Below are 24,190 nucleotides of genomic sequence, written 5' to 3'. Positions count from 1 at the left end.
ATAATAATTCTGACAGAACGTGGGCGTGCGAAATATTCTAAACGCATAATTTTACAATTCTGCAAGCTTTTAATCGACAACATTCGATGATGAGTCGATATTTCTGTGCAACGACCGTTCCCGGGCGATGGCGCCGGGCCGATAACGCGAGGGACGCTTGAACGAGTTCACGAATCAGCCTGCGGGCGAACCAGCGGCGCATGACGGCAGCGATGTTGTGTCGCGCGTGATCCGCCACCATGGCGTGCCGTACCTCAGCCAATGGGGGAGCCCGGGCTGGGTGGCGCGCATCGTCGAAGAGGACGCGGACCCTTGCGATGATCCGGGCTGGCGCGCGAGCGGTTTCGCGCTGCCCGGCGACTACCGCTTCTGGGCGAAGCGGTTGTGCGGGCTGACCTGCTTCGAGTCGGCGCTCGACTACTGGGGCATTGCTCACGCGCCGCGCGCCGGGCTGCTCGAAGATGCGTTGCGTCACGGCGTCTATCGCATGCGCGAGGACGGCGGCGTGGACGGGCTGATCTACCGCCCGTTCGCCGCGTGGGCCGAGGCGGCGTTCGGCGTGCGCGTGGAGGTGATGACCGACGAGGGCATCGAGACCAGCGCCGCGCGCGTCGATGCCGACACGCTCGTGATCGTCTCGGTGAGCCCGGAGATCCGCTATCCCGAACGCGCGAATGCGCATCAGGGTGGCCATCTGATCCTGCTGCACGGACACGGCGACGGCGGCGTGTGGTTCCACAATCCGTCGGGCGTCGCGCCGTATCAGGCCGATGCCTGGCTGCCTTATGAAACCGTCGCGCGTTTTCATGCGCGACGGGGGATGGCGCTTACGCGGACGCGCCATCTGCGTGGCAAGCCAGCCTGACCCCCGCCCCGCTCAAGCCGGCTGCAACCCCTCCAGCAACTGCCGCACGCGAGACAGATCGCGGTTGATCGCGCCGGCGTCCTCGAACAGCGCCGCGAGCCAGTCGACGAAGATGCGCACGCGCGGCGAGACCTGGCGCGACTTCACGAACGCCACCGAGACCGGCGTGGGCAGCGGCTTCCATTGCGGCAGCACTTCGACGAGCGCGCCGCTGTCGAGATACGGTTGCGCCGCGAGCAGCGGCGGCTGGATCAGCCCATAGCCCTGCAGCCCGCAGGTGAGGTAGGCGAACTCGTCGGAGACGTGCACGAAGCCGTCCACCTTCACCTTGGTTGCGCTGCCGTCCACCTCGAAATCGAACTCGAAGGGGCGGCCCGTGAGCGGCGAAAGAAAATTCACCACCGGGTGCCGCGCGAGGTCGTCGAGCGACTGCGGCGCGCCATGGTGCGCGAGATACGCGGGGCTCGCACAGGTCACGTGCTCGAGCACGCCGAGGCGGCGCGCCGCGAGCCCCGAGTCGGGCAATTCGCCGAGCTGAATGCTGCAATCCACGCCTTCGCCGACGAGGTCGACGTTGCGCAGGCTCACGCCGATCACGAGATCGATTTGCGGATAGCGCGCGTGAAAGTCGTCGAGCGCGGGCAGCACGATCGCGTTGGCGATCAGGCCCGGCATTTCCACGCGCAGGCGGCCGCCGATTGCGCTGGGCGACTGGCGCACGCTCGCTTCGGCATCGTCGATGTCGGCGAGGATGCGCGCGGCGCGCTCGTAATACGCCGCGCCTTCGGACGTGAGCGAAAGACGGCGCGTCGTGCGCACCAGCAATTGCGTGCCGAGCAGCGCTTCGAGGTTCTGCATCAAGGTGGTCGCGCTGGCGCGCGGCATGTCGAGCGATTGGGAGGCTTTGGTGAAGCTGTTGGTATCGACGATGCGAACGAAGGTGCGCATCGCCTGAATGCGGTCGATCACGGGCGAGCTCCTGGTTAATGGGGAAAACCGGGCAAAAACGAACCGGCAAAAGCTAACGGGCAAAAACGGCTGGAACGAATTCACGCTACGGCACAAAGCAGCAATAAGCCGCAATAGCGGTTTCAGGGCGGCGCGCGTCTCGCGCGAGGCGGCGCCGCTCGACTACGTGAGGCCGGGAAAGACTGGCCCCGGCACGAAAGCACGTAAGTACGAAGGAGGCTGGTTGGGCCGTCAGGAACGGACGGCCCGGCGGGAACAGGCGTTATGTCAGGCGTCAGCGGTCACTTACTGGCGCAGCGAATCGATGTCGATCACGAAGCGGTACTTCACATCGCTCTTGAGCATGCGCTCGTAGGCGTGGTTGATGTCCTGCATCTTGATCATTTCGATATCGGACGTAATGCCATGCTGTCCGCAAAAATCCAGCATTTCCTGGGTTTCCGCGATGCCGCCGATCAGCGAGCCCGCCAGACGGCGGCGCTTGAAGATCAGGTTGAACACCTGCGGCGAAGGGTGATCGTGCTCGGGCGCGCCCACCAGCGTCAGCGTGCCGTCGCGCTTGAGCAGCTCGATGAACGGGTTCAGGTCGTGTTGCGCGGCCACCGTGTTGACGATCAGATCGAAGCTGTTGGCATGCGCCTGCATCTGCTCCGGGTCTTTCGAAATCACGACTTCGTCGGCGCCGAGCCGCTTGCCGTCTGCGATCTTCGAGGGCGAGGTGGTGAACAGCACCACGTGCGCGCCCATCGCGTGCGCGAGCTTCACGCCCATGTGGCCGAGGCCGCCGAGCCCCACGATGCCAACCTTCTTGCCGGGGCCCGCGCCCCATGTGCGCAGCGGCGAATAGGTGGTGATGCCCGCGCACAGCAGCGGCGCCGCGCCCGCGGGGTCGAGGTTCTCGGGCACGCGCAGCACGAAGGCTTCGTCGACCACGAGTTGGGTGGAATAGCCGCCGTAGGTGAGCTCGCCACTTATGCGGTCGATGCCGTTATAGGTGCCCACGAAGCCGTTCTCGCAATACTGTTCGAGGCCTTCCGCGCAGCTCGCGCAAGTACGGCACGAGTCGACCAGACAGCCGACGCCCACGAGCTCGCCCACCTTGAAGCGCGTGACGCCCTTGCCCACTTCGGTCACACGGCCGACGATCTCGTGGCCCGGCACGACCGGGTAGAGCGTGTTGCGCCATTCGTTGCGGGCCTGGTGCAGGTCGGAGTGGCACACGCCGCAGAACTGCACGTCGATGCGCACGTCGAGTTCGCGCAGGTCGCGGCGCTGGAATTCGAACGGGGCGAGCGGCGAGGCGGCGTCGCGGGCGGCATATCCGTAAGTGGGGTACATGGGCTGGCTCCTGAGGCTGGACTGACTTGTCGAATCAGCAAATTGTGCGGACGCAAATACCCGCTCGCAGCGCATGAGCAAGCGCTGGATCAATGGGTGTTGCGGCAGGGTTCCCATGCTAAGGATCGCGCTCTACCCAGGGAATACCTGAAGCTATCGAAGACTTGCCTGATTCTCCTGGCGCGCAGCACGCGCGTGCGTTCGGTGATAGATTGGCAAGCCTGTTTCTCCGCTTCTATCGATGAATTCAGGAGCGCTACTGTCATGAAAAGTCCACAAACCGACGACGCCACGCAAAGCCGTATCGTTGATCTACTGCTGCAACTCACGCAGCGCGATGGCTCGCATCCCACCTCGATCGACTGCGTGCGCCTGTTGCGCGGCAGCGAGAGCCACCCGCGCAGGCCGGTGATGTACGAGCCGAGCATCGTGATCGTGTGCCAGGGCCGCAAGCGCGGCTTTCTCGGCGACCAGGTGTTCATTTACGATGCGCAGCAATATCTTGTGCTTTCCGTGCCGCTGCCGTTCGAATGCGAGACCGAGGCCACGCCCGAAAAGCCGATCCTTGCGATTTCGATTCGCGTCGATCTGACCATGGTGGCCGAGCTGCTGATGGCGCTCAACGATTCGCGCGGCAGCGCCGTGGCGGAGCCGGTGGGCATCTACGCGACGCCGCTCGACGCGACGCTTTCGAACGCGGTGCTGCGTCTCGTCGAAGCGCTCGCCCAGCCGAGCGACGCGCGCATTCTCGGCCCGTCGATCGTGCGCGAGATCTGCTATCGCGTGCTGAGCGGCGAGCAGGGCGATGCGATCCGCGCGGCGCTCACGCATCAGCATCATTTCGGTCGCATCGCGAAGGCGCTGCGCCGCATCCACGTCGACTATCGCGGCGACCTCGACGTGGAGACGCTGGCTGCCGAGGCGGGCATGAGCCTCGCGGTCTTTCACGCGCACTTCAAGGCCGTCACCTCGACTTCGCCGATGCAGTACGTGAAGACCACACGGCTGCATCAGGCGCGGCTGTTGATTACGCACGACGGCATGAGCGTGAGCGCGGCGGCCACGCGCGTGGGCTACGAAAGCGCGTCGCAGTTTAGCCGCGAGTTCAAGCGTCTGTTCGGCTGCAGCCCCGCCGACGACATGCGCCGCGCACGCAACGCCGCCGAAGCCGTCGCGCCGCGCGTGGAGGTGGTGGCGCGTTACGCTGGCGCTGCCGTGTGATTGCCGTGCTGATCGGTTGATCTGCCTGGATTATTCGGATCTCTAATGAATGATGCCGTGGTGCATGATGCGCCGTTGCTTGATATGCCGCGCCTGCTCGTGCTGATCCCTCTGACTGACGCCGACCGCGCGGAACTCGCCGCGCATTTCGACGTGCTCTACGCACCCGATGCGCAACAGCGCGCACGGGTGATCGCGCGACAGGGCAGCACGGTGCGCGCGGTGCTCACGAACGGCGCGACTGGGCTTGCCGCCGAAGAAGTCGACCGGATGCCCGCGCTCGAACTCGCGGGCGCGCTGGGCGCGGGCTACGAAAATCTCGCGCTCGACCATGCGCGCTCGCGCGGCGTCGCGCTGTGCAATGGGGCGGGCGTGAACGCCGATTGCGTCGCCGATCATGCGATGGCGCTCCTGCTTGCCGCCGTGCGCGCGGTGCCACGGTTCGACGCCGCGTGCCGCGCGGGCGTCTGGCGCGACGCCCTGCCGATGCGGCCGACGCTCACGGGGCGGCGGCTCGGGATCGTCGGCTACGGGCAGATCGGCGCGAAGATCGCGCGCCGTGCAGCGGGCTTCGAGATGACGATCGGCTATCACAACCGCACGCCGCGCGAGGGTGTGGACGCGCGCTACTTCGACACGCCGCTCGCGCTCGCGCAATGGAGCGACTGCCTCGTGGTGGCGACGCCGGGCGGCGCCCAAACGCAGCATCTGATCGATCGCGCGGTGCTCGACGCGCTCGGGCCCGAAGGCTTTCTCGTCAACGTTTCGCGCGGCAGCGTGGTCGATACGGCGGCGCTGGCCGCGGCGCTCGCGCAGGGCGCGCTGGGCGGCGCCGGCCTCGACGTCTATGAGGGCGAGCCAGCGCCGCCGCAGGCGCTCGTGGCGCTCGAGAGCGTCGTGCTCACGCCGCATGTGGCCGGCACGTCGCCCGACGTGCGCGCGGCCAGCATTCGTCACTTCATCGAGAACGCCGCGCGATGCTTCGCGGGCGAGCCGCTGCTCACGCCGCTTTGAGGTGCCTGCAGGTGCCTGGGTGCCTGGCGGGCAGGGGGCCGCCCCAGGCCGTCACAGGAGCGCTTAAGGGCGCCTTAAGCCGCGCCAGGGTACCTTGACCGCCGCCCGGATCTCCGGCCACGCTCCTTGGCCTCGCTATGTGCGCTGGCCCACGTCCCGAGGACACTCTCCACAGCGGCGACCCTTTGCGCCTTTATGCATACCGTATCATTCCCCGCTAAGCGACGAGGCCTCGCTTGCCGCCTTGCGCGCCGCGCACGGCTGGTCGACTTTCCCGCCCCGGCGCCATGACACGTCATACATGCAAACATTGATCGAGGCATTGCAAGGCACTGCCCACCTCGTGGTCGACCACTTCTATGAGGAACTGGCGCGCTTGCCCAAGTCCCGGCGCATCCTCGAAATGCTGTCGGCGCAGGAGCTCGCGCATCTCAAGGACCGGCAGGTGCAGAACCTTCTCGCGCTCGCGCAGCCGGACCTGAACGCGCAGGAGCACGCCGCCATGGCGATGCGCATCGGGCGCATTCACGCGATCGTCGGGCTCGGCAAGGAAGAGCTCGTGCGCAGCCGGGGCATCCTTCAGGAACTCGTCTACAAGCAGATCGGGCGCAGCGTGAGCAGCCAGGCGCTGTCGCTCTACGCGCGGCGCCTCACCTCGGACACCGCCTGGCAGCTCAAGGCTTATCAGGCGGTGGAGGATTCGCAGCAGGAGGTGCTTCAGCGCATCACGCGCATCGTCTGGACGGCGGGCACATATACGCATTTCATCGACCAGGTGATCGGCGCGCTTGCGGCGCACGACGAGATCGCCGCATGCGCGATCGGCCGTCCCGACCGGCACGGCATCTTTCACTTCGAGGCCGGTGCGGGCGGCAGCGGACTGGACGGCGGCGGCTTGCTCGCGGCGCTGGGATCGCAGGGGCTCGATATCAGCGTGCGCGCCGACCACGCGTGTGGCCAGGGCGCGGTGGGGCGCGCGTGGCGCAGCGGCAAGGCCGAGCGCGTGGTGAACTATCAGACCGATCCGCTCGTCGAGCGCTGGCGCGAGATGACCACGCGCGAGGGCTTGCGCTCCGCCGTTGCGTTGCCGCTCGCCACGGCCGGCCAGCCGCCGATCGCGATCCTGATGCTCTATAGCGCCTGGCCGGGCGGCTACGTCGGCCCGGACCAGGTGGCTTTCGTCGAGCTACTGCAGACGCTGCTCGGCTGCGCGGTCACGCGCTTGCAGACTCACGAGGGCATGCACGGCGCGGCTGTGCCGGTGAGCGTGCGCCAGCATTGGGCCGCGCTCGTGCGCACGGGCGCGTTGCAGATGCACTACCAGCCGCTGCTGAATCTGGCGACGGGCCGTTGCGGCAAGGTGGAGGCGCTCGCGCGCCTGCGCGACGGCGAACGGCTGCTCACCCCCGACGAATTTCTTTTCTCGCTGGGCTCCGACGATCTGCTCGAATTGTTCGTGCGCGGGCTGCACCAGGCGCTTGCCGACCGCCGCCAATGGCTCGCGGCGGGGCATGATCTGGACATCTCGATCAACCTGCCGCCGGCGGCGCTCAACGACATCCGCTATTTCGAGGCCGCTCGCGAGGCGCTTCAGACCCATGCTTGCTCGAGCGAGCGGCTCACGCTGGAAATTCTGGAGACCGAAGCATTTTCGCTGGACGACGGGCAGCGCTCGATTCTCGCGAAGTTTCGCGCGCTGGGCGTGCTGCTCGCGCAGGACGATCTGGGCTCGGGGCATAGCGGGCTCGCGCGGCTGCGCGAGTTGCCGTTCGACTGGATCAAGATCGACCGCGAGATCGCTCAGCTCGATGGCGACACGGCGCTCGACGCGTTGCGCGTGGTGTATCAGGTCACGCGCTTGGGTCATGCGCTGGGCAAGCTCGTGCTCGCGGAAGGCGTCGATTCGGCGGATCTGCTGGCCGCGCTCCAGATACTCGGCGTGGATGGTGCACAAGGCTATGTGATCGCGCGGCCCATGCCCGCTACGCGGCTGCCCGGCTGGATTGAAGGCGCAGAGGCGCACGGCACGTGTGGTGCGCGCGATGGGCACGCCGGCTTGAGCGTGCTGGCGCGGCTTGCGCGCTTCGTGGTGTGGGAGGACCGGGTGCTGCTGGTCGCGGGCACGCCCGGCGCGGTGCGCGACCGCCTGAAAGCCGCCGGGTTTGTCCCGCCCACGCCGCTGGCCGAAGAACTCTTGGGCCTCGGCGACGTTCTTCCGGCGGGCGAGGCGCGCGACATGCTTCAGCACGATCTCCTGCGCGCGTTGCTGGAGGGCGGCCGCGAAAGCGAGGCGTGGCGCGCCGCGCTTGATCGCCTCAAGAGCGTGATCGCGGCGACGGCGCACGAGACCCTGCCTACTGAACCGGCGCCCTCGCACGCGCACTAAGCGAGCGGCGCACGCGCCTTACTCGGTCAACGCGATGGCGGCGCCCGCTTGCGTCGCCGCCGGCTGCCTGCGCTGCAGCACCGCGATGCACACCAGCGAGACGGCGGCGAGCGCGCTATAAAAGAGCGCCAGCGGCCACCATTGCCCGGGGAAATCGTGGGCGAGCAGCGTGCCCACGAGCGGCGTGAGACCACCCGCAAGCGCCGCGCAACATTGGTAGGAGATCGAAATAGCCGAATAGCGCACGCGCACCGGGAAGGCGTTCGTCATGAAGCCCGCCATCACCGCATACGAGCTCGACATGCACATCACCGCAATGGCAATGCCGATCACGATGGCGGCCGGCTTGCCCGTGGAAACCAGCACGAACATCGGATAGGGCGAGAGCATTGCGAGCCCGGCCGCGAGCTTGAGGAAGCGGCCCGCGCCCACGCGCTGCGCGAACCATCCTGAGGCGAGCTGGGTGAAGAACTGGATGAACGCGACGACGAACAGGCAGTCGAGGATTAGCGCGCGGTCAAGGCCGAGCGTTTGCGTCGTGTAGTTGAGCATGAAGGTGTTGACGAACCACGCGCCCGCCACGCCGATCACATTGGCGCCCAGGCACAGCAGCACGGTGCGCCAGCTATCGCGCAGCACCTCGAGAATGGGCAATGCGGCCGTGCGGCGCTGGGTCTTGAGCGCTTCGAACTCGGGCGATTCGCCCACGCCCGAGCGGATCAGCAGGCCCACCACGAGCAGCACGGCGCTCGCGATGAACGGCAGGCGCCAGCCCCACGAAAAGAGCGCGGCATGGTCCAGATGCGCGACACTGCGAAACGCGAGCAGCGCGAGAATCAGGCCTGCGGGACTGCCCAATTGCGCGAACGAGGCGAGGAACGTGCGCTTTTCTTTTGGCGCATGCTCGCCCGCCATCAGCACCGCGCCGCCCCATTCGCCGCCGATCGCGATGCCCTGCGCGATGCGCAGCGCGACCAGCAGCGCCGGCGCGAGCGCGCCCGCGCTGGCGTAGGTCGGCAGGAAGCCGATGCCCACGGTGCCGAGCCCCATGATCGAGAGCGTCGCGACTAGCGCCTTTTTGCGGCCGATGCGGTCCCCCAGATGCCCGAACACGAGACCGCCGAGCGGCCGCGCGAAAAAGCCCACGGCGAAGGTGCCGAACGAAGCGAGCGTGCTGTAGAAGGGCTCGTTCGACGGGAAGAACAGCTTGCCGAAAATGAGCGCCGCTGCGGTGGCGTAGATGTAAAAGTCATACCACTCGATCGTCGTGCCGATGAAGGCGGCCAGTGAAGCTCGCGCGGGTTGGCGCGTGGGGGTGCTCGTCATGTTTGTCTCCTGTGCAACGCAGTGTTCGGTTGAGCCGGCTTGGGCCGGTCTTCTGTCCGTCGATGCTTTGTGATGTTTCGTAATGCGTATTAATTCGTGTTAATGTGTATTAACGCGTCCTTATCCCTTCACCACTCCCGCATCGAACAGCTTCTGCTGGGTGGCGGCATCGATGCCGAGCGCGTCGAGCACCGCACGGGTGTCGCCGCCGAGTGCGGGCGGCGGCGTGCGATAGGTGGCGGGCGTGCGCGAGAGCTTGACGGGCGCGCCGGTGCCGCGATAGCCGTCCATTTCCACGAGCATGCGGCGATGCTGCGTGTGCGGATGCGCGGCCACGGCGTCGACGGTTTGCACGGGGCCGCACGGCACGCCGGCGGATATCAGGTCGCGCGCAAGCGGCTCGCACGCGTGCTGTGCGAGCCGCGCTTCGAGCGCGGCCTTCAATTCGGGCCGATGCGCGCAGCGGCTGCGGTTGTTGGCGAAGCGCGGGTCGTCGGCGAGATCGGGAATCTCGAGGTGCGCGCAGAGCTTGGCGAACTGGCGGTCGTTGCCCACCGCGAGGAAGATGGGCGCGGTGCCGGTCGCGTAGCTGTCGTAGGGCGCGATGTTCGGATGCGCGTTGCCGCTGCGCTGCGGCGTGCGCCCGTTGCCGAAGTAGTTCGGCAGATGCGGATGCAGCAGCGAGACGCCGCAATCGTAGAGCGCGATGTCGACCGACTGGCCCTGGCCGCTTTTTTCGCGCTCTGCGAGCGCGAGCAGGATGCCGGCGAGCGCGTTCAGGCCCGTCACCATGTCGACGATGGGCAGGCCGATGCGCAGTGCGGGCCCGTCGCTTTCGCCGTTCACGCTCATGAGGCCGGCCATCGCCTGGATCACGGCGTCGTAGCCGGGCAGGCCGCCGAGCGGGCCGTCCGGGCCGAAGCCGGAGATCGCGCAATGAATCAGGCGCGGAAAGCGCGGCTTGAGATCGCGTTCGTAATCCATGCCCCAGCGCGCGAGCGTACCGGGCTTGAAATTCTCGACGAGCACGTCGGCGTTTTCGAGCAGTTGCCAGAGAATCGCGCGGCCTTCGTCGCGCGACAGGTCCACGGCAATGCCCTGTTTGTTGCGGTTCACGCCCATGTAGTACCAGGCGGTCTCGTCGAGAAAGGGCGGGCCCCAGCCGCGCGTTTCGTCGCCGTCGGGCGGTTCGAGCTTGATGACTTCGGCGCCATGGTCCGCGAGCGCCTGGGTGCAGTACGGACCGCCCAGCACGCGGCTCAGGTCGATCACGCGCAGGCCGTGCAGTGCGCCGTTGACCTTGCTCGATGTAGATGATTCGGATATCTGATGAATGTTCATCGTGCAGGCCTCACTGTGCGGGCAGCAACTGCATCGCATCGGCGAGCGGCAGCGGGTGTTCATCGACGAGTGCGCGCAGTTGCGCAGCGCTCGCGTCGCGTTCGTCGAGTGCAAGCGGATCGCGCGGCAGCAGCTTGTGACGCACGATCAGGTGCGCGAGCGCGAGACGCCGGTAGTCCTGCGCGCCGCGCGAGATTTGCGCGGCCTCGCACGCCATGAATGCGGCCGTGGTGGCGTGATAGAGCGCGCTCGCGGCCTGGCGCACCGATTCGTCGCGGCCGCACTCGGCCACGCTGTCGAGCGCCGCGCCCGCGCGTTCGAAGGCGGCGCGCAGCAGCCCCGCGCTCGCCTCGGGCAGGCCCGCTTCCGCAAGCTGAGCGCGCACGTAGCGCGCGAGCGCATCGAGCGCGCCTTCGCGTTTGGCCGCGCGCGCGACGTCTAGCGCGACGATGTTGCTCGTGCCTTCCCAGATCGAGCCCAGATGCGCGTCGCGCACGAGGCGCGGGTCGCTCCATTCCTCGATATAGCCCACTCCGCCGCGCACTTCCATGGCGTCGCCGGTCACGCGGCGCGCGTCGCGGCAGGCGCGGAATTTGACGAGCGGCGTGAGGATGCGCACGCACTTCGCGGCGAGTTCGTCGCCGTGGTCGGCGCGCGCGAGCAGCGTGGCGATCTGCATGAACATCGTGCGCGCCTGCTCGGCGGGCAGCATCATCTTGAGCAACTGGCGCTGCATCAGCGGCATCTCGATCAGCTTGCGGCCGAACGCTTCGCGGTGGCGCGCCACGTGCAGCGCCTCGGTCAGTGCGCGGCGCATGAGGCCCGCCGCGCGCACGCCGTTCGACAGACGCGACATGTTGATCATGTCCGCCATTTGATGAAAGCCGCGGCCCACTTCGCCGATCAGATACGCCTGCGCGCCTTCGAGCACGATCTCGCCGCTCGCCATCGAGCGGCTGCCGAGTTTGTCCTTCAGGCGCACGATGCGGTAGCTGTTGCGCGTGCCGTCGGGCAGCTTCTTCGGCAGCAGGAAGAGGGCGAGGCCCTTGATGCCCGGGGGCGCGTCTTCGGCACGCGCGAGCACCATCGCGAGATCGGCGTCGGCGTTCGAGCAGAACCACTTGTCGCCGTGCAGGCGCCAGACGTCTTCGCCGTTCGCGCCGCGCTCCTTCGTTGCGCGCGTGGCGATGCGCGCGACGTCCGAGCCCGCGGCCTGCTCGGTCATGAACATCGCGCCCTGATAGAGCGTGTCGAAGTCCTGCGAGGCGAGCATTGGCAGATAGCGCGCGATGAGTTCGGGCGAGCCGAAGCGGCGCAGCGTGCGCGTGAGCGAGTCGGTCATGCTCACGGGGCAGCACAGGCCGAATTCGGCCTGCACGAACAGATAGGTGAGCGCGTATTTGACGAGCGGCGCGGGCGCGTTGTCGCGATGGCTCATCGCCGCGAGGCCGAGGTCGGCGTAAGCGACGCGTTCGAGCGCGACGTAGTCGGGGTGCTTCTCGATGCTCTGGATAGGCTCGCCGCGACGCGTGCGCTGCTTCAGCGTGGGCGGATTATGGTCGGCGACGAGCGCCAGCGCATCGAGTTCGTCGGAGGCGCGCTGGCCGAGCGCGACGAGTTGGGGCTCGATGGCGGCGTAGGCCGCATCGCCGAGATAGCTGCGCAGCAGCGGGGCCAGACCGGGATCGCTCGTGAAGAAGTTGATGCCGCGACTGTCGGGAATATTGGCCGAGCCGTCGGCCTGCGCGGCGACGGCGGGAAGATCGCTCATCGGGGTGTCTCCAGAAGTTTGTTCGGACCGGCGCTCATCGGGCGTCGTATTGGAAAGCAAGCTTAGGCAGCGCAACGATAACGGTCCAATACAAACGATGTCCTGTACGATAAGCAGCATCTATCGATCAAGGCACGCGGAGACACCGGAATGGAACTCAAGCAATTGCGCTATTTCGTGGCTGTGGCCGAGGAACTGCACTTCGGCCGCGCGGCGCGGCGGCTCTTCATCTCGCAGCCCGCGCTGAGCTTCGACATCCGCAAGTTCGAAGAGCAACTGGGGGTGCAACTGCTGGAGCGCACCAACAAGGCGGTCGCGCTTACGAACGCGGGCTACGTGCTGCTCGAAGAAGCGCGGCGGCTGCTGGAGCAGGCCGACGAGGTGAGGCGCATCGCGGCGCGCTCGGCGCATGGGCTCGCGGGGCGGCTGCGCATCGGCTTCGTCAACTCGATGCTGTATCGTGGCCTGCCCGAGGCGGTTCGTCGCTTCGAAGCCGATCATCCCGCCGTGGAGGTGGTGCTGCGCGAGATGAACACCATCGAGCAGGTCCATGCGCTGCAGCGCTTGCAGATCGATCTGGGCTTCGCGCATTGGGGGCGCTTTCCCGCCGAGGTGCAATCCAAGCCGCTATTTTCCGAGCCGTTTCTGTGCTGCCTGCCGGCGGGCCACCGCTTCGCGCGGCGCAAGCGCATCGAACTCGCCACGCTCGCGCGCGAACCGTTCATTCTGTTTCCGCGCTCGGTGTCGCCGCATTATCACGATCAGATCATCGCGACCTGCGTGGAGGCCGGCTTCAGTCCGCAGATCCGCCACGAGGCGCGCTTGTGGCAGACCGTGGTGACGATGGTGGAGTTCGGCATGGGCATCGCGCTCGTGCCCGCCGCGCTCGGCAACATGGCCGGCGAGCGCGCGGTGTTTCGGCCACTCGCAAGCAATCCTTATGAATCGCAGGTGCTCAGGCTCTTGCGCACGGGCGAGACGAACGCGATTGTGCAGGGTTTTTCGGAGTATCTGGCGGTGCAGGGGTCGGGCGGTTAGCCCGTCACGCGCGTGCGCTTCACGCACTCACCTGGTCATCGCGCGTGGCGTGCGATGGCGGTGGCAGCGGCCCGCCGTCGGCCAGCAGGCGGGTGATGCGCTCGGCGTCGAGCGGCTTGCTGAAACGGTAGCCTTGCGCTTCCACGCAGCCGAGCGCCAGCAGAAACTCCTGCTGCTCGAGCGTCTCGACGCCTTCCGCAATGACCGATAGCTCGAGCGCTTTTGCCAGTGTGACGATCGCTTTCACGATCGCAGCGGTGTCGTTTTCCTCGATCCTGTGCACGAATGCCCGGTCGATCTTGATGCGATCGACCGGCAGCGCGCGCAGTTGGCTCAGGCTCGAGTAGCCCATGCCGAAATCGTCGATCGCCACGCTGATGCCGGCGCGGCGCAACTCGTGCAGGCGGCGCACGACAATCTCGGGCTGCTGGATCAGCGCGGTTTCTGTGACCTCGAGTTCGAGCACGGCTGGATCGACGCCGGTGTCGCGCAAGGTCGCCTGAAACGTCTCGACAATATTCGCGCGCTGCAACTGCAGCGGCGACAGATTGATCGAGATGCGCTCAGGCGCAATGCCCATGCGCCGCCACGCGGCGGATTGACGGCAAGCCTCGTGCAACACCCACTCGCCGAGCTTGGCGACGAATCCCGACTTTTCCGCAAGCGGGACGAAGTCCGCCGGGGCGATCTCGCCGTAAATCTCGTCATACCAGCGCACGAGCGCTTCCACGCCCAGCACGCGGCCGCTGCGCATGTCGACTTGCGGCTGGTAATGGAGCCGCAGGGCGCCGGCTTCGATCGCCTTTCTGAGGCGCGCCGAAAGAATCAGCTTCGCATCGGCGTCCGCGCGCATGTCGGGCCGATAGCGTTCCCAGCAGTTGCGGCCTCGATTCTTGGCCGCGTACATCGCCATGTCCGCGCACGGAATCAGCGTCTGGGCGTCGCGCGCATCGGCCGGAAACACGCTGACCCCCACGCTCGCACTCACCACGAGTTCATGCCCGTCGATTAGCACGGGCCGGGCCATCGCCGCGAGCACGGCGTCGGGCAGATCGAAGCGTGCGGCTTCACCCCGCACGCCGGGCGCCACGACGATGAACTCGTCGCCGCCGTAGCGGCCGACGATGTCGCCGGGCCGGGCGCACGCGCGCAAACGCGTGGCGACCTCCACGAGCAACCGATCGCCGACGCCGTGCCCGAGCGCATCGTTGACGGTCTTGAAGGCATCGAGGTCGACGAACACCACATGAACCGATGCGCCGTCGCGGCCCGGGGCGGCGAGCAACGCCTGCAATCTTGCGCTCACCGCCGCGCGGTTCGAGAGCCCGGTCAGGCTGTCGCATTCGCTCAGTTCGCGCATGCGGTGCGACCGGTCGAGCAGCTTTACCGAAACGTCATGAGTCGTTTTGGCGAAGAGCAGCGGATAAATGAAGATGATGGGCAGCCAGGCCGGCGCACTCTGCCCATTCAAGGGGTAGAGGGCGACGCCGAAGATGGCCACGCCCGCTGCGAGCCCTGCCGCGCTGGCGAGCGCCCCAGAGACGAAAAGCGCCCACCCGCCGATCGCCATGTTGTCGAGCGAGAACATCAGCAGGATGACGATCGTGGCGACGGGCTCGAAATGCACGGCGGCGACGAGCCAGCCGCCGAACGCCGAATCGATGAGCAGGTTCCGCCGCTCTTTGCGCGGCGCATCTTCGACGACGGTACCCGCGAGCCGGTAGGCGAGATGCGGCCAGAGCAGGCAGACGGCCAGCACCACGGCAAGGAGCCACGCGCTCGCCTGCTGCAGGTGCAGCAGAAACAGCATGGGTAGTATGCCCATTGCATAGCCCAGGGCCCTGAGCACGTAAATGCGCCGCACAAGGCCAATAGTCCAGGCGTAGTCACCCTGGGCGGACGTGAGCACGTGGTCTCCTGAATCGGTTCATATGATTTAACGACAGAGTAGACCAGATCGGCTCAACGCGCGCGGGCAATCAAAACGGGGGAGCGATCATCCCCCGAACCTTCCTCCCAACTTCCGCTTAACCGCAGCTGCCGATTTCCCCGCATGCGGTGCAGAAGTCGCAGCCATCGCGCCGGATTACCGCGTTCGCGCCGCACGAACCGCATTTGCGGCCGAGCATCGCGTGAGGCGCGGCGAGCGCCGCATCGGCGGGCAGCGCGTTGGGGCCGTCCAGCACCTGGTCGCCGGCGCGTGCCGCGGCATCGGCATCGTCGACTCCGGCGGATGCCGCTGAGGCGTTCGAGAACGCCGCCGCTTCGGCGCGCCGCTGCGCGAGCAGCCGCGACGGCACCTGGCGCCCTTCGGCGTCCAGAAAGCCGCGCCGGTGCAGGATCTGCTGGATCGCATAGGCGATCGCCGCGACCTCGGAGTCGTGCCACAGCGGCGTGCGCTTGCCGTCGAGCCGCTGCGTCTGCCCGTAGCGCACCTGGCCGCGGTCCCACGACACCTTGCGCAGGTCCTGCAGATTGCGCGCGACAAAGCCGCCGCGCGCCGCGAGCGAGAGCGAGCGCATCGTTGCCGTGATCCATTGCTGCGACTCGTCGCGTTGGCCGATGGGGATGAAGAACTCGATGGGGCGCTCGATCGTCATGGATTCGCCGCCCACCTGGCCCGTCACTTCGAGAAACGAGACGGCCACGTAGAGCGAGACCTTGCCCGTCTGCGTGAGGTATTCGATTTTCTCGATCACGGCGGGCAGCTCGCCCTTGGGCCGATGGTCGATCGCCACGCGCAGCGGGTCGAGCAGGGCGTCGCCCTGGACGTCGTCGAGCGCGTCGCCGGTGGCGGGCAGCGTCTGCAGCACCGCGCCGAGCGTCTCGTTGGGCCGATACGTGGCGAGGCCCTTGAGGCCGCGCCGCCAAGCGTCGAGATAGAGGTTTTCGAACGCGTCGAACGGGTAGTCGGCGGGCACGTTCACCGTCTTCGAGATCGAGGTATCCACGAACGGCTGCACGGCCGCCATCATCGCCACGTGCTCCTGCGCGCTCATTTGCAGCGCGTTCACGAAATAGTCGGGCAAGGCATCCACGTTCCCGCCGAGTTCGCGATAGACGCGCCACGCGTGGTCTTCGACCATGAAGGTCTCGTTGCTGCCGTCGGCCATGCGGCGGGTGCGCTGGTAGGTCCACGAGAACGCGGGCTCGATGCCGTTCGAGACGTTGTCGGAGAACGCGAGGCTCACCGTGCCGGTGGGTGCGATCGAGAGCAGGTGGCTGTTGCGGATGCCGTGTGCGCGGATCTCGGCTTGCAGGTCCTCGGGCAGGCGCGAGGCGAAGGTGCCGGCCGCGAGATAGGTGTTGGCGTCGAACAGCGGGAACGCGCCGCGCTCGCGCGCGAGCGCCACCGACGCGCGATACGCCGCGTCGCGCATGGTGCGGCCCACGCGCGCGCCGAACGCACAGCCGGCCTCGGTGTTGTAGCGGATGCCGAGCATCACGAGCGTGTCGCCGAGGCCCGTGAAGCCCACGCCGATGCGCCGTTTGGCTGCGGCTTCCGCCTGCTGCTCGGGCAGCGGCCAGAGCGTGACGTCGAGCACGTCGTCGAGAAAGCGCACCTGGGTGGCGGTGCGCGCCGCGAGCTCGTCCCAGTCGAACGCGGGCTGGCCGCCGCGCAGTTGCGCGAATGGCTCGCGCACGAAGCGCGTGAGATCGAGCGGACCGAGATTGCAGCAGCCATAAGCGGGCAGGGGCTGCTCGCCGCACGGATTGGTCGCGCGGATGCTTTCGAGCGCGCGCAGGTTGTTGTCCTCGTTCATGCGCGAGATGAACACCACGCCGGGCTCGGCCATGTCGTAGGTCGAGCGCATGATGGTGTCCCACAGCGCGCGGGCGCGCTTTTCAGCGTAGACCCACAGGCCGTCTTCGCGCTGCTCGAGGTCGCCCGCCGCGCGCAGCGCGGGCGAGGGTTCGGCGCGGTGCACGAGCGGCCAGATTTCGTCGTTTTCGACGGCGCGCATGAACGCGTCCGTGACCGCCACCGAGACGTTGAAGTTGTTCCAGCGCCCCTTCGAATGCTTGGCCTCGATGAACTCGGGCAGGTCGGGGTGATCGCAGTCGAGCACGGCCATCTGCGCGCCGCGCCGCGAGCCCGCGCTTTCCACGGTGCGGCACGAGGCGTCGAATACGTCGATGTAGCTGCACGGCCCGGAGGCGCTCGAACCCGTCGATTTGACGTGCGCGCCGCGCGGGCGGATCGCCGAAAAGTTATAGCCGACTCCGCCGCCGCGCCGCATGGTTTCGGCGGCTTGCAGCAGCGCGACGTAGATGCCGGGGCGGCCTTCGTCGTCGGTGCCCTGGATGCTGTCGCCTACCGGCTGCACAAAGCAGTTGATCAGTGTGGCCTCGATGCCGGCGCCCGCCGCGCTCATGATGCGGCCCGCGCCCAGCGCGCCGTGACGCAGGTTGTCGACGAAGCGCGCTTCCACTTCGGCGCGCAGCGCGGGCGGCTCGGCCTGCGCGACGCCGTGGGCGACGCGGCGATAGATGTCGTCGGCGGTCTGCTCGTCGCCTTTGGCGTACTTTTCGAGCATCACGTCGAGCGAGAAGGGCTGCGCGACGGGTTTTGATGCGGGCTTTGAAGCGGGCTTTGAAGCGAACGGAAGCGGGGGCGTGTTTTCAGCCATGGCGGGGTCTCTTGGAGCGCCGCGCCTCACAGGGGCGAAAACAACGGGTGCGATGAGCGTGGCGGCGGTTGCGGGACGGGGCGTCTGCCGCGCATGCTGTGCGCAACCGGCGCCATCTTGTGCAACCTTACCGCAGTGGCGCCTGAGTGTCGCCGGAGAGGATCAGAGTGCGTCGACGAGGTCGCCGAACACTTCCGCCGCGATCATCACCGAAGCATTGAGCGGCGCCGGCCGTTCGGCGGGCTTGAACACGGCGTCGCCACGGCGGATCTTGCGGCGCGTGACGGCGCAGGTTCCCGAGGTATGCGCCGAGCGGCGGCGCCAGCGCTGCTCGCCGTAGTGGCAGCGGCCGGGTTCGACCCAGCGGATCACGAGCGCCGAATCCGTTTGTTCGAGGATTTCAATGCGTTCACCGTGGATTCCGTCAAGCGCGAGGCACGCGTTCTTTGTCATTGTCGGCTCCGTAAGTGGGTGTGCCCGGACTGTATTCCTGTGCGCAGCCGAGAGCCATTGTGCCGGGGTAGAAACACCGTTGCTGATACAGAAACAATCCCCCTGCGACACATTGCGGATAACGAAGGAATGGGGGTTTGCGGGCGGTCAAGGTTCGACCTGCTGAATTTGTGCAACGCAGTGTTGTACCAGGCGCGACACAAAAACGGGCCTGGAGGAGGGAGTTGAAACGCCGGAAGTTGGCGCAAATCTACTGAAACGCGGCCTGTCGTCGCACCCGACGTTCGCGTTTTGGGTGTGCCGCGCTTATGCTGGCGGCTTGCCTGAGGCATGACACGCTGCCCCGGTTCGGCTTCGGATCGGAGAATTTTGCTGCACCGCACGAGCCGTCTTGCCGAATTTTCAAGAGGTTACATGATTCAACGCCCACCCGCTCCGAACTCCGCAAACGAGCAAAAACTCCAGCGCTTCGCCTCCGCCGCGTTGTTCGCCGTGCTCGTCCTGCTCGCGCTGTGGGTCGTGCGCGAGTTCCTGCCGGCCGTGGCGTGGGCGAGCGTGGTCGCGATCGCGCTGTGGCCGGCCTATCAAGCCATCGAGCGGCATCGCTGGTTCAAGTGCCGCACGACCTGGATCGCAACGGTGCTCACGATAGCCATCGCGCTGCTGGTCGTATTGCCGATCACGGTTACGGCGATCCAGGCGGCCGGCGAGGCCCACGAGCTCTATCTGTGGCTGCGCGCGGCCCAGCAGAACGGCGTGCCAGTGCCCGATTTCGTCGCGCGGCTGCCGATGGGCAGCCACCAGGTGAGCGCGTGGTGGCAAGAGAATCTCGCGCAGCCGCTCAATGCTTCGTCGGCGATGAAGAACCTGCACAGCGACGCCATCGTGTCGTTCGGCCGGAATTTCGGCGTGCGCGCCTTGCGTGCGTCGATGACCTTCGGCTTCATGCTGGTCACGCTGTTCGTGATCTTTCAGGCGGGGCCGAGGCTCTCCGGCACCGTGATGCGCGGCGCGCGGCGCGCGTTCGGCGTGGACGGCGCGCAACTGCTGCAGCGCATGGCTTCGGCCGTGCGCGCGACCGTGACGGGTCTCGTGGTCGTCGGGCTGGGCGAGGGCGTGCTGCTCGGCTTCGCCTACATGCTCATCGGCGTGCCGCACGCGGCGCTGCTCGGCACCGTGACGGCCATTGCGGCGATGGTGCCGTTCTGCGCGCCCGTGGTGTTCTGCGGCGCGGCGCTGTGGCTGCTGGTGCAGGGCTCGGTCATCGGCGCCATCGTGCTTGCGGTGTGCGGGTGCGTGGTGGTGTTCGTCGCCGAGCACTTCGTGCGGCCGGTGCTGATCGGCAATTCGACGCGCCTGCCTTTCCTGCTCGTGCTGTTCGGCATCCTGGGCGGCGCGGCCACCTTCGGGCTGATCGGCATTTTCATCGGCCCGGCGCTGATGACGGTGCTGACGGTGCTGTGGGTGAACTGGGCGGAGTGACGCGGTCGCTTTGGGTTTACCTGGCCTTTGGCCGGCGGCCCGCGCTCAGTACCGCCTCAGCGCCGCCTCAGTGCACGCAGGCGAGCGCGTACTTGAGCGCGGCGGGCAGCAACTGGCGCCAGACGGGCCAGACGTGGCCGCCATCGACGATGCGCAGCGCCGCCGGATTGCCGGCCTCGCGCAAGCGCGTGTAGAGCAGCGACGACTCGGCCTGGATCACGAGGTCGTCGTCGCCCGAGGCGATGAAGATGGGGATGCGCCAGGGCCGCCCGAAATAGCTGCTCCACAGCGCGGGATAGTTGAGCGTGTGCCAGACGCGCGGGTCGAACTGATGCTCGCCGAACACCCCCACGCGCCGCGCCGACGACGAGAGCGGCGGCTCGCCCGAGTAGATCGCCGGCGAGAGCAGCAGCGTGCCGCAAAACATCTCCGGGTGTTCGAGCGTATAGCGCAGCGCGCCGAATCCGCCCATCGAGACGCCTCCGATCGCCCGGCCGCCGCGCTCGTCCTCGACGGCGAAGTGCGACTCGATCTCCGGAATCAGGTCGGCGAAGAAGGCCGTTTCCATCTTTTCCTTGCGATCGACGTACCAGTCGGTGCCGCCTTGCGGCATCACGATCACGACCGGGGGAATCTCGTGACGGGCGATCAGCGTATCGGCGGCGTTTTGCAGGTCGCCTTGCGTGACCCAGTCCATCGCGTCGCCGTTGTTGCCGTGCAGCAGGTAGAGCACTGGATAGCGTGCCGCGTCGGCGTGATAGCCGGTAGGCAGGTAGACCGCGTAAGGCCAGTCGCGCCCGAGTGCCGTCGCGTGGAAGTTGTGCATGGCGACCGTGCTGGCCAGGGCGCGCCCGGCAAACGGCACGAGGGCCGCGAAGGTCACGAAGGCCATGAGGATCGCGAGCGCCGAGCGGAGCACGACGTGCGCCGCGCGCGACGCAGCGAAAGGCGAGCCGAACAGCACGGTGCGGGGATGTCTGCGCATGGCAGGAGAGGGCGATGTGGAAGGCGCGTCAGTGGCGCGCGGGCTCATCATGCTAGCAGCGGCCCGTGCGCGCCGGAAGCGCGGCGGCGCTTCTCAGGCCGACACCTCAGGCCGACACCTTGGCGCGCGAGGGCAGCAGACGCTTGAGCGGATCGGATGCGCGCGCAACCAGCAGCAGAGAGGTTAGCGCGATGGCGTCGGCGGCGAGGCCGAGCGGCACGTTCAGATAGCCGTCGGTGTACCAGTAGAGCACCGAATCCACCGTCAGCGAAATGACCGCGCCGGCCACGAACGACAGCATCCCCTTGCGGCCCACCAAGCCCACCCACGGCAGCGCGGCGGCGACCTTCTTCGCCCAGCCGAGCCGGATCATATGCGCGGTGAGCCACGCGATGCCGAAGAAGTTGACGGCGCGGAACCACGCGAGGTTGCGCTTGTAGTCGCCGTCGAGCGCGGTGTTGCCCAGATGCAGGCGGTAGACGGCGGCTGCCACGACCACGGCGAGCGCGAGCGCGGTGACAAAGGCGCCGAGCTTGCGCTGCGCGGTGACGCTCTGGAACACCGGCTGTGCCTGGGCGATCACGCCGGCCACGAACATCAATTGCCAGCCGAACGGATTGAAATCCCAGTTGACGTCGGCCACGTGCGGCAGCCACGGCGTGACGTACGGGCCGATGGCCCACAGCGCGAAGCTGATGGCGGCCAGCAGCCACGGGCGCGTGCGCGCGAGCGGCAGGGCCAGCGGCGCGGCCAGCGCGAAGCACGCGTACATCGGCAGCACGCCCGCGAGATACGGCTGGCGGCGCAGCAGCACGATGTCGCGCAGCGCGGCGGCGGGGGCGAGCGTGAGATCGTCGAGATCGGTGGTGGCGAGGTTAGGCGCGTCGACGTTGCAGGCGACCATGATCGCGGTCACGAGCAGCATGAGCAGCGCGGTGACCACGAAGGCGCGGTAGATCTCGAACGCGCGCTTGATGAAGCGCTGGCGCGCGGCGGCCTCGGTACGGCGCGCGCAGAGCGCGGCCCACGCGGTGGCCGTGGCGAAGCCGCCGAGGAACACGAACACCTCGGCGGCATCGCACAGCGCGTAGGCATGCAGCGTGACGCGCGAGAGGATGCTGCCGCCGATGTGATCGACGACGATGATCAGCAGGACAAGGCCACGAAAGAAGTCGAGTTCGACGAGACGTTTGGTTGACTGTGACATGGATCCGGCGTCAGCCGGCTGTGGCGCGCCGGGAGGGCGCGCACGGCCGCGCTGGCGCGTGCAAAAAAACGCTGCAGTGGCGGGCCGCCTCCCGCGCGAAGCCGGAGTGGCGCGAAAAGTCAAAAGCCCCCGCGAATGAACAACGGAGGCCCCAGGAATGACCTGAATTGACGCGTCAGGGTTCCCATGTTCCGGGTTATCCGCTTGACGGGGGCAATATTACATGAGTTTCAAATGGCTTTCAGGGGGCGCGGCTACTTAAGTTCTAATTCAGCTTGCCGATATGTCGGAGGGGGTGCGATTTGATCTGACTCTATTTCAGCAAACGCGGGGCAAGAGGATTCTTCGTATTTTTAAGATTTGTATCAGAGTGTTGTTGCCTGCCGGATATGTGTGAAATGCGTTTTACAATGTCAGACGGTTTTCAAGATGGATTCGGAGCTGCTGTCATAGGATTTGCGCGACGGTAGCGGATTTTGTCATGTAAAGCACGCATTTTGAATGCAGATGGGAGCGGGTCGGCGCGTGAGTCTGGCCGGCGAGCGGAAGGGGAGCGCGTTGCGACGCTGCAGACCCGATCAGGCCGCTCGAGTGGCGTTCCGTTGCGATGAGCGGCTTTGCATGGGACAGGAGAGCAACAATCATGTTCGAGAATCGTTCCTGGCAGCGCGCCAACGGTCCGACGCGCCGTCTGTGGCAATGCCTCGCAGGCTTCGGCCTCGCGGCCTTGCTGGGCGCTTGCGCAAACGTTGACCAGCAACCGGCGCAGCCGCAGCCCGATCAATCGGCTGCGGCGAGCCCCGCGTCGGATGCGGCCGCCACGGCCGCCAAAGCGTCGGCGAGCCCGCAGCAGGCAGCCGCGCCCGTCACACGCGTGGTCACGAAGACCACGTGGGTGCGCGTGCGCCGTGGCGACTCGCTGCTGGGCATCGCGGCGAGCCACAAAGTTGCGGTCAAGGATCTGGCGGCATGGAATGGCATCAAGCCTGACAGCCACGTACGGATCGGCCAGTCGCTCAAGCTGGTCTCGAAGCAGACGATCACGGTGCAAACCGCCGCGCCCGCGCAGTCCGGCGGCGCAACTGCGGGAACAGGCGCGGCGACCGATTCGGCGGCCAGCGCCGAGGACAGCCGTCAGGTCGCAGCCGAAGTCAAGCGCCATGCCCGCAGCGTGGCGCTGGTGTGGCCGGCTCGGGGCAAGGTGGTGGAGCCGTTCGAGCCGGGCACGACGCGCGGCATCGAGATCGCGGGCAAGGCCGGCGACCCCGTGATTGCCGCCGCCGACGGCAAGGTCATGTACGCAGGCACGGGCCTGAACGAGTACGGCAGTCTGATCATCGTCCAGCACAACAAGGACTTCCTGACGGCTTACTCGCATAACCGGCGTCTGCTTGTGAGGACAGGCGACGTGGTCCGCCAGGGCCAGCAGATTGCTGAGATGGGCAGCGAGAACAACGACCGCGTTGCAGTGATGTTCGAGGTGCGCCGCGACGGCAAGCCGGTCGACCCGATGCCGTATTTGCCCACGCCGCAGAGCTGAGCGCGCGGTTTCGGAGCGCGGCTCAAGGGCGTCGTGCTTTTTTGCGGTTCTTTCTAGTGCCCGATTTGCGCGGCGAGACCGAGTTCGCCGGCAACCTTCCCAAGCCGCTTGTCGCGCGTCCAGATCGTAACGCCGGGTTGCAGGCGCGCCGACGCAAGCAGGCTGGTGTCGACGTAGCCGATCCCCCGATTGGCCAGCTTCGCTTGCTCGATCAGATAGAACGTCTCGTCCGGCGTGGCGATGGGTGCGGCTGGCAGGTCGCGCAAGGCGCCGAGGACGACATCGCGCTCGCGCAGGCTGCCCAGCGAAATTTCCCCGATCACATAAGCGTGCGCGAGCACGCGCTCGTCTGTGAGCAGGCCAATCAGCATGGGGTCGGCGGCGTTGAAATGGTCGATCCAGATCGATGTGTCGACGAGAATCATTCGGTATCCGTCCGGCGGCGCGGCGCGGCCACGATGCCGGGTTGACTGCCGCCAAGATTCGCAAGCCGTCGCGAAGCTTCCCGCTGGATAAGGGCTTTGAGGGCTTCGCGCACGAGCGCCGTCTTTTCTTCCAGACCGGTATACGCCTGGGCTTTGGCGATCAAGTCGTCGTCGAGAGCGATGGTGGTGCGCATGACG

General features: G+C 66.9%; 19 protein-coding genes. 7 read left to right on the top strand and 12 right to left on the bottom strand.

Features of this window, described 5'->3' with window-relative positions; all coding sequences use genetic code 11:
- The first annotated feature begins 229 nt into the window (after positions 1-229).
- Positions 230-865 (top strand): C39 family peptidase, encoded by a 636-nt coding sequence (locus HV773_RS22565; protein ID WP_175196815.1) that lies wholly within the window; start codon positions 230-232, stop codon positions 863-865.
- 12 nt (positions 866-877) lie between these two features.
- On the opposite strand, the gene HV773_RS22560 is transcribed toward HV773_RS22565, so the two are convergent.
- Both HV773_RS22560 and HV773_RS22555 read right to left on the bottom strand, forming a co-directional pair.
- Entirely contained in the window at positions 878-1,834 is a 957-nt protein-coding gene (locus tag HV773_RS22560) for a LysR family transcriptional regulator (RefSeq protein WP_175196754.1), read from the bottom strand.
- A 285-nt stretch (positions 1,835-2,119) separates the two neighbouring features.
- Positions 2,120-3,172 (bottom strand): NAD(P)-dependent alcohol dehydrogenase, encoded by a 1,053-nt coding sequence (locus tag HV773_RS22555; protein ID WP_175196753.1) that lies wholly within the window; start codon positions 3,170-3,172, stop codon positions 2,120-2,122.
- A 264-nt stretch (positions 3,173-3,436) separates the two neighbouring features.
- Between HV773_RS22555 and HV773_RS22550 the strand changes: the two genes are divergently transcribed.
- The 3 genes from HV773_RS22550 (at position 3,437) to HV773_RS22540 (ending at position 7,793) form a co-directional block, all read left to right on the top strand.
- A complete protein-coding gene (locus HV773_RS22550; protein ID WP_175196752.1) occupies positions 3,437-4,393 on the top strand; it encodes an AraC family transcriptional regulator in 957 nt (318 codons plus the stop codon).
- 45 nt (positions 4,394-4,438) lie between these two features.
- On the top strand, positions 4,439-5,407 hold the full coding sequence (locus tag HV773_RS22545; protein ID WP_246282362.1) for a 2-hydroxyacid dehydrogenase: 969 nt from the start codon (positions 4,439-4,441) through the stop codon (positions 5,405-5,407).
- Positions 5,408-5,708: 301 nt separating this feature from the next.
- Positions 5,709-7,793, top strand: a complete 2,085-nt coding sequence (locus HV773_RS22540; RefSeq protein ID WP_175196751.1) for an EAL domain-containing protein — start codon at positions 5,709-5,711, stop codon at positions 7,791-7,793.
- 18 nt (positions 7,794-7,811) lie between these two features.
- On the opposite strand, the gene HV773_RS22535 is transcribed toward HV773_RS22540, so the two are convergent.
- From HV773_RS22535 to HV773_RS22525, 3 genes are all read right to left on the bottom strand, one after another.
- Complete coding sequence (locus HV773_RS22535) at positions 7,812-9,119, bottom strand: MFS transporter (RefSeq protein ID WP_175196750.1); 1,308 nt, start codon at positions 9,117-9,119, stop codon at positions 7,812-7,814.
- 120 nt (positions 9,120-9,239) lie between these two features.
- Positions 9,240-10,460 carry a CaiB/BaiF CoA transferase family protein gene (locus tag HV773_RS22530; RefSeq protein WP_175196749.1) on the bottom strand — a complete coding sequence of 407 codons (1,221 nt, stop codon included), beginning with the start codon at positions 10,458-10,460 and terminating at the stop codon, positions 9,240-9,242.
- Between the two features lie 10 nt (positions 10,461-10,470).
- A complete protein-coding gene (locus tag HV773_RS22525; protein WP_175196748.1) occupies positions 10,471-12,231 on the bottom strand; it encodes an acyl-CoA dehydrogenase family protein in 1,761 nt (586 codons plus the stop codon).
- Between the two features lie 150 nt (positions 12,232-12,381).
- Between HV773_RS22525 and HV773_RS22520 the strand changes: the two genes are divergently transcribed.
- Complete coding sequence (locus HV773_RS22520) at positions 12,382-13,269, top strand: LysR family transcriptional regulator (RefSeq protein WP_175196747.1); 888 nt, start codon at positions 12,382-12,384, stop codon at positions 13,267-13,269.
- Positions 13,270-13,288: 19 nt separating this feature from the next.
- Here the strand turns inward: HV773_RS22520 and HV773_RS22515 are convergent, their stop codons facing one another.
- From HV773_RS22515 to HV773_RS22505, 3 genes are all read right to left on the bottom strand, one after another.
- On the bottom strand, positions 13,289-15,178 hold the full coding sequence (locus tag HV773_RS22515) for a putative bifunctional diguanylate cyclase/phosphodiesterase (RefSeq protein WP_175196746.1): 1,890 nt from the start codon (positions 15,176-15,178) through the stop codon (positions 13,289-13,291).
- A 118-nt stretch (positions 15,179-15,296) separates the two neighbouring features.
- Entirely contained in the window at positions 15,297-17,807 is a 2,511-nt protein-coding gene (locus HV773_RS22510) for an adenosylcobalamin-dependent ribonucleoside-diphosphate reductase (RefSeq protein WP_246282364.1), read from the bottom strand.
- Between the two features lie 255 nt (positions 17,808-18,062).
- The gene (locus tag HV773_RS22505) at positions 18,063-18,353 is read right to left on the bottom strand and encodes a DUF3331 domain-containing protein (RefSeq protein ID WP_175196744.1); all 291 of its coding nucleotides are present in this window, start codon (positions 18,351-18,353) and stop codon (positions 18,063-18,065) included.
- 414 nt (positions 18,354-18,767) lie between these two features.
- On the opposite strand from HV773_RS22505, the gene HV773_RS22500 reads away from it, so the two are divergent.
- Positions 18,768-19,835 carry an AI-2E family transporter gene (locus tag HV773_RS22500; RefSeq protein ID WP_175196743.1) on the top strand — a complete coding sequence of 356 codons (1,068 nt, stop codon included), beginning with the start codon at positions 18,768-18,770 and terminating at the stop codon, positions 19,833-19,835.
- A gap of 67 nt (positions 19,836-19,902) precedes the next feature.
- Here the strand turns inward: HV773_RS22500 and HV773_RS22495 are convergent, their stop codons facing one another.
- Positions 19,903-20,727: an alpha/beta hydrolase gene (locus HV773_RS22495; protein WP_175196813.1), complete on the bottom strand. Its 825-nt coding sequence runs from the start codon at positions 20,725-20,727 to the stop codon at positions 19,903-19,905.
- 199 nt (positions 20,728-20,926) lie between these two features.
- Complete coding sequence (locus tag HV773_RS22490; RefSeq protein WP_175196742.1) at positions 20,927-22,027, bottom strand: OpgC domain-containing protein; 1,101 nt, start codon at positions 22,025-22,027, stop codon at positions 20,927-20,929.
- Between the two features lie 643 nt (positions 22,028-22,670).
- On the opposite strand from HV773_RS22490, the gene HV773_RS22485 reads away from it, so the two are divergent.
- Complete coding sequence (locus tag HV773_RS22485; protein ID WP_175196741.1) at positions 22,671-23,567, top strand: peptidoglycan DD-metalloendopeptidase family protein; 897 nt, start codon at positions 22,671-22,673, stop codon at positions 23,565-23,567.
- Between the two features lie 53 nt (positions 23,568-23,620).
- Here HV773_RS22485 and HV773_RS22480 read toward each other — a convergent pair whose 3' ends face one another.
- Positions 23,621-23,992: a type II toxin-antitoxin system VapC family toxin gene (locus HV773_RS22480; RefSeq protein WP_175196740.1), complete on the bottom strand. Its 372-nt coding sequence runs from the start codon at positions 23,990-23,992 to the stop codon at positions 23,621-23,623.
- Positions 23,989-24,186, bottom strand: a complete 198-nt coding sequence (locus HV773_RS22475; protein WP_175196739.1) for a type II toxin-antitoxin system VapB family antitoxin — start codon at positions 24,184-24,186, stop codon at positions 23,989-23,991. Before HV773_RS22475 ends, HV773_RS22480 begins: the two co-directional genes overlap by 4 nt.
- Positions 24,187-24,190 lie beyond the last annotated feature (4 nt).

The sequence above is a fragment of the Paraburkholderia caffeinitolerans genome (assembly GCF_902859945.1).
Taxonomy (GTDB): domain Bacteria; phylum Pseudomonadota; class Gammaproteobacteria; order Burkholderiales; family Burkholderiaceae; genus Paraburkholderia; species Paraburkholderia caffeinitolerans.
The sequence above is the reverse complement of the archived record's forward strand: the minus strand, read 5'-3'. Positions and strand labels throughout refer to the sequence as shown.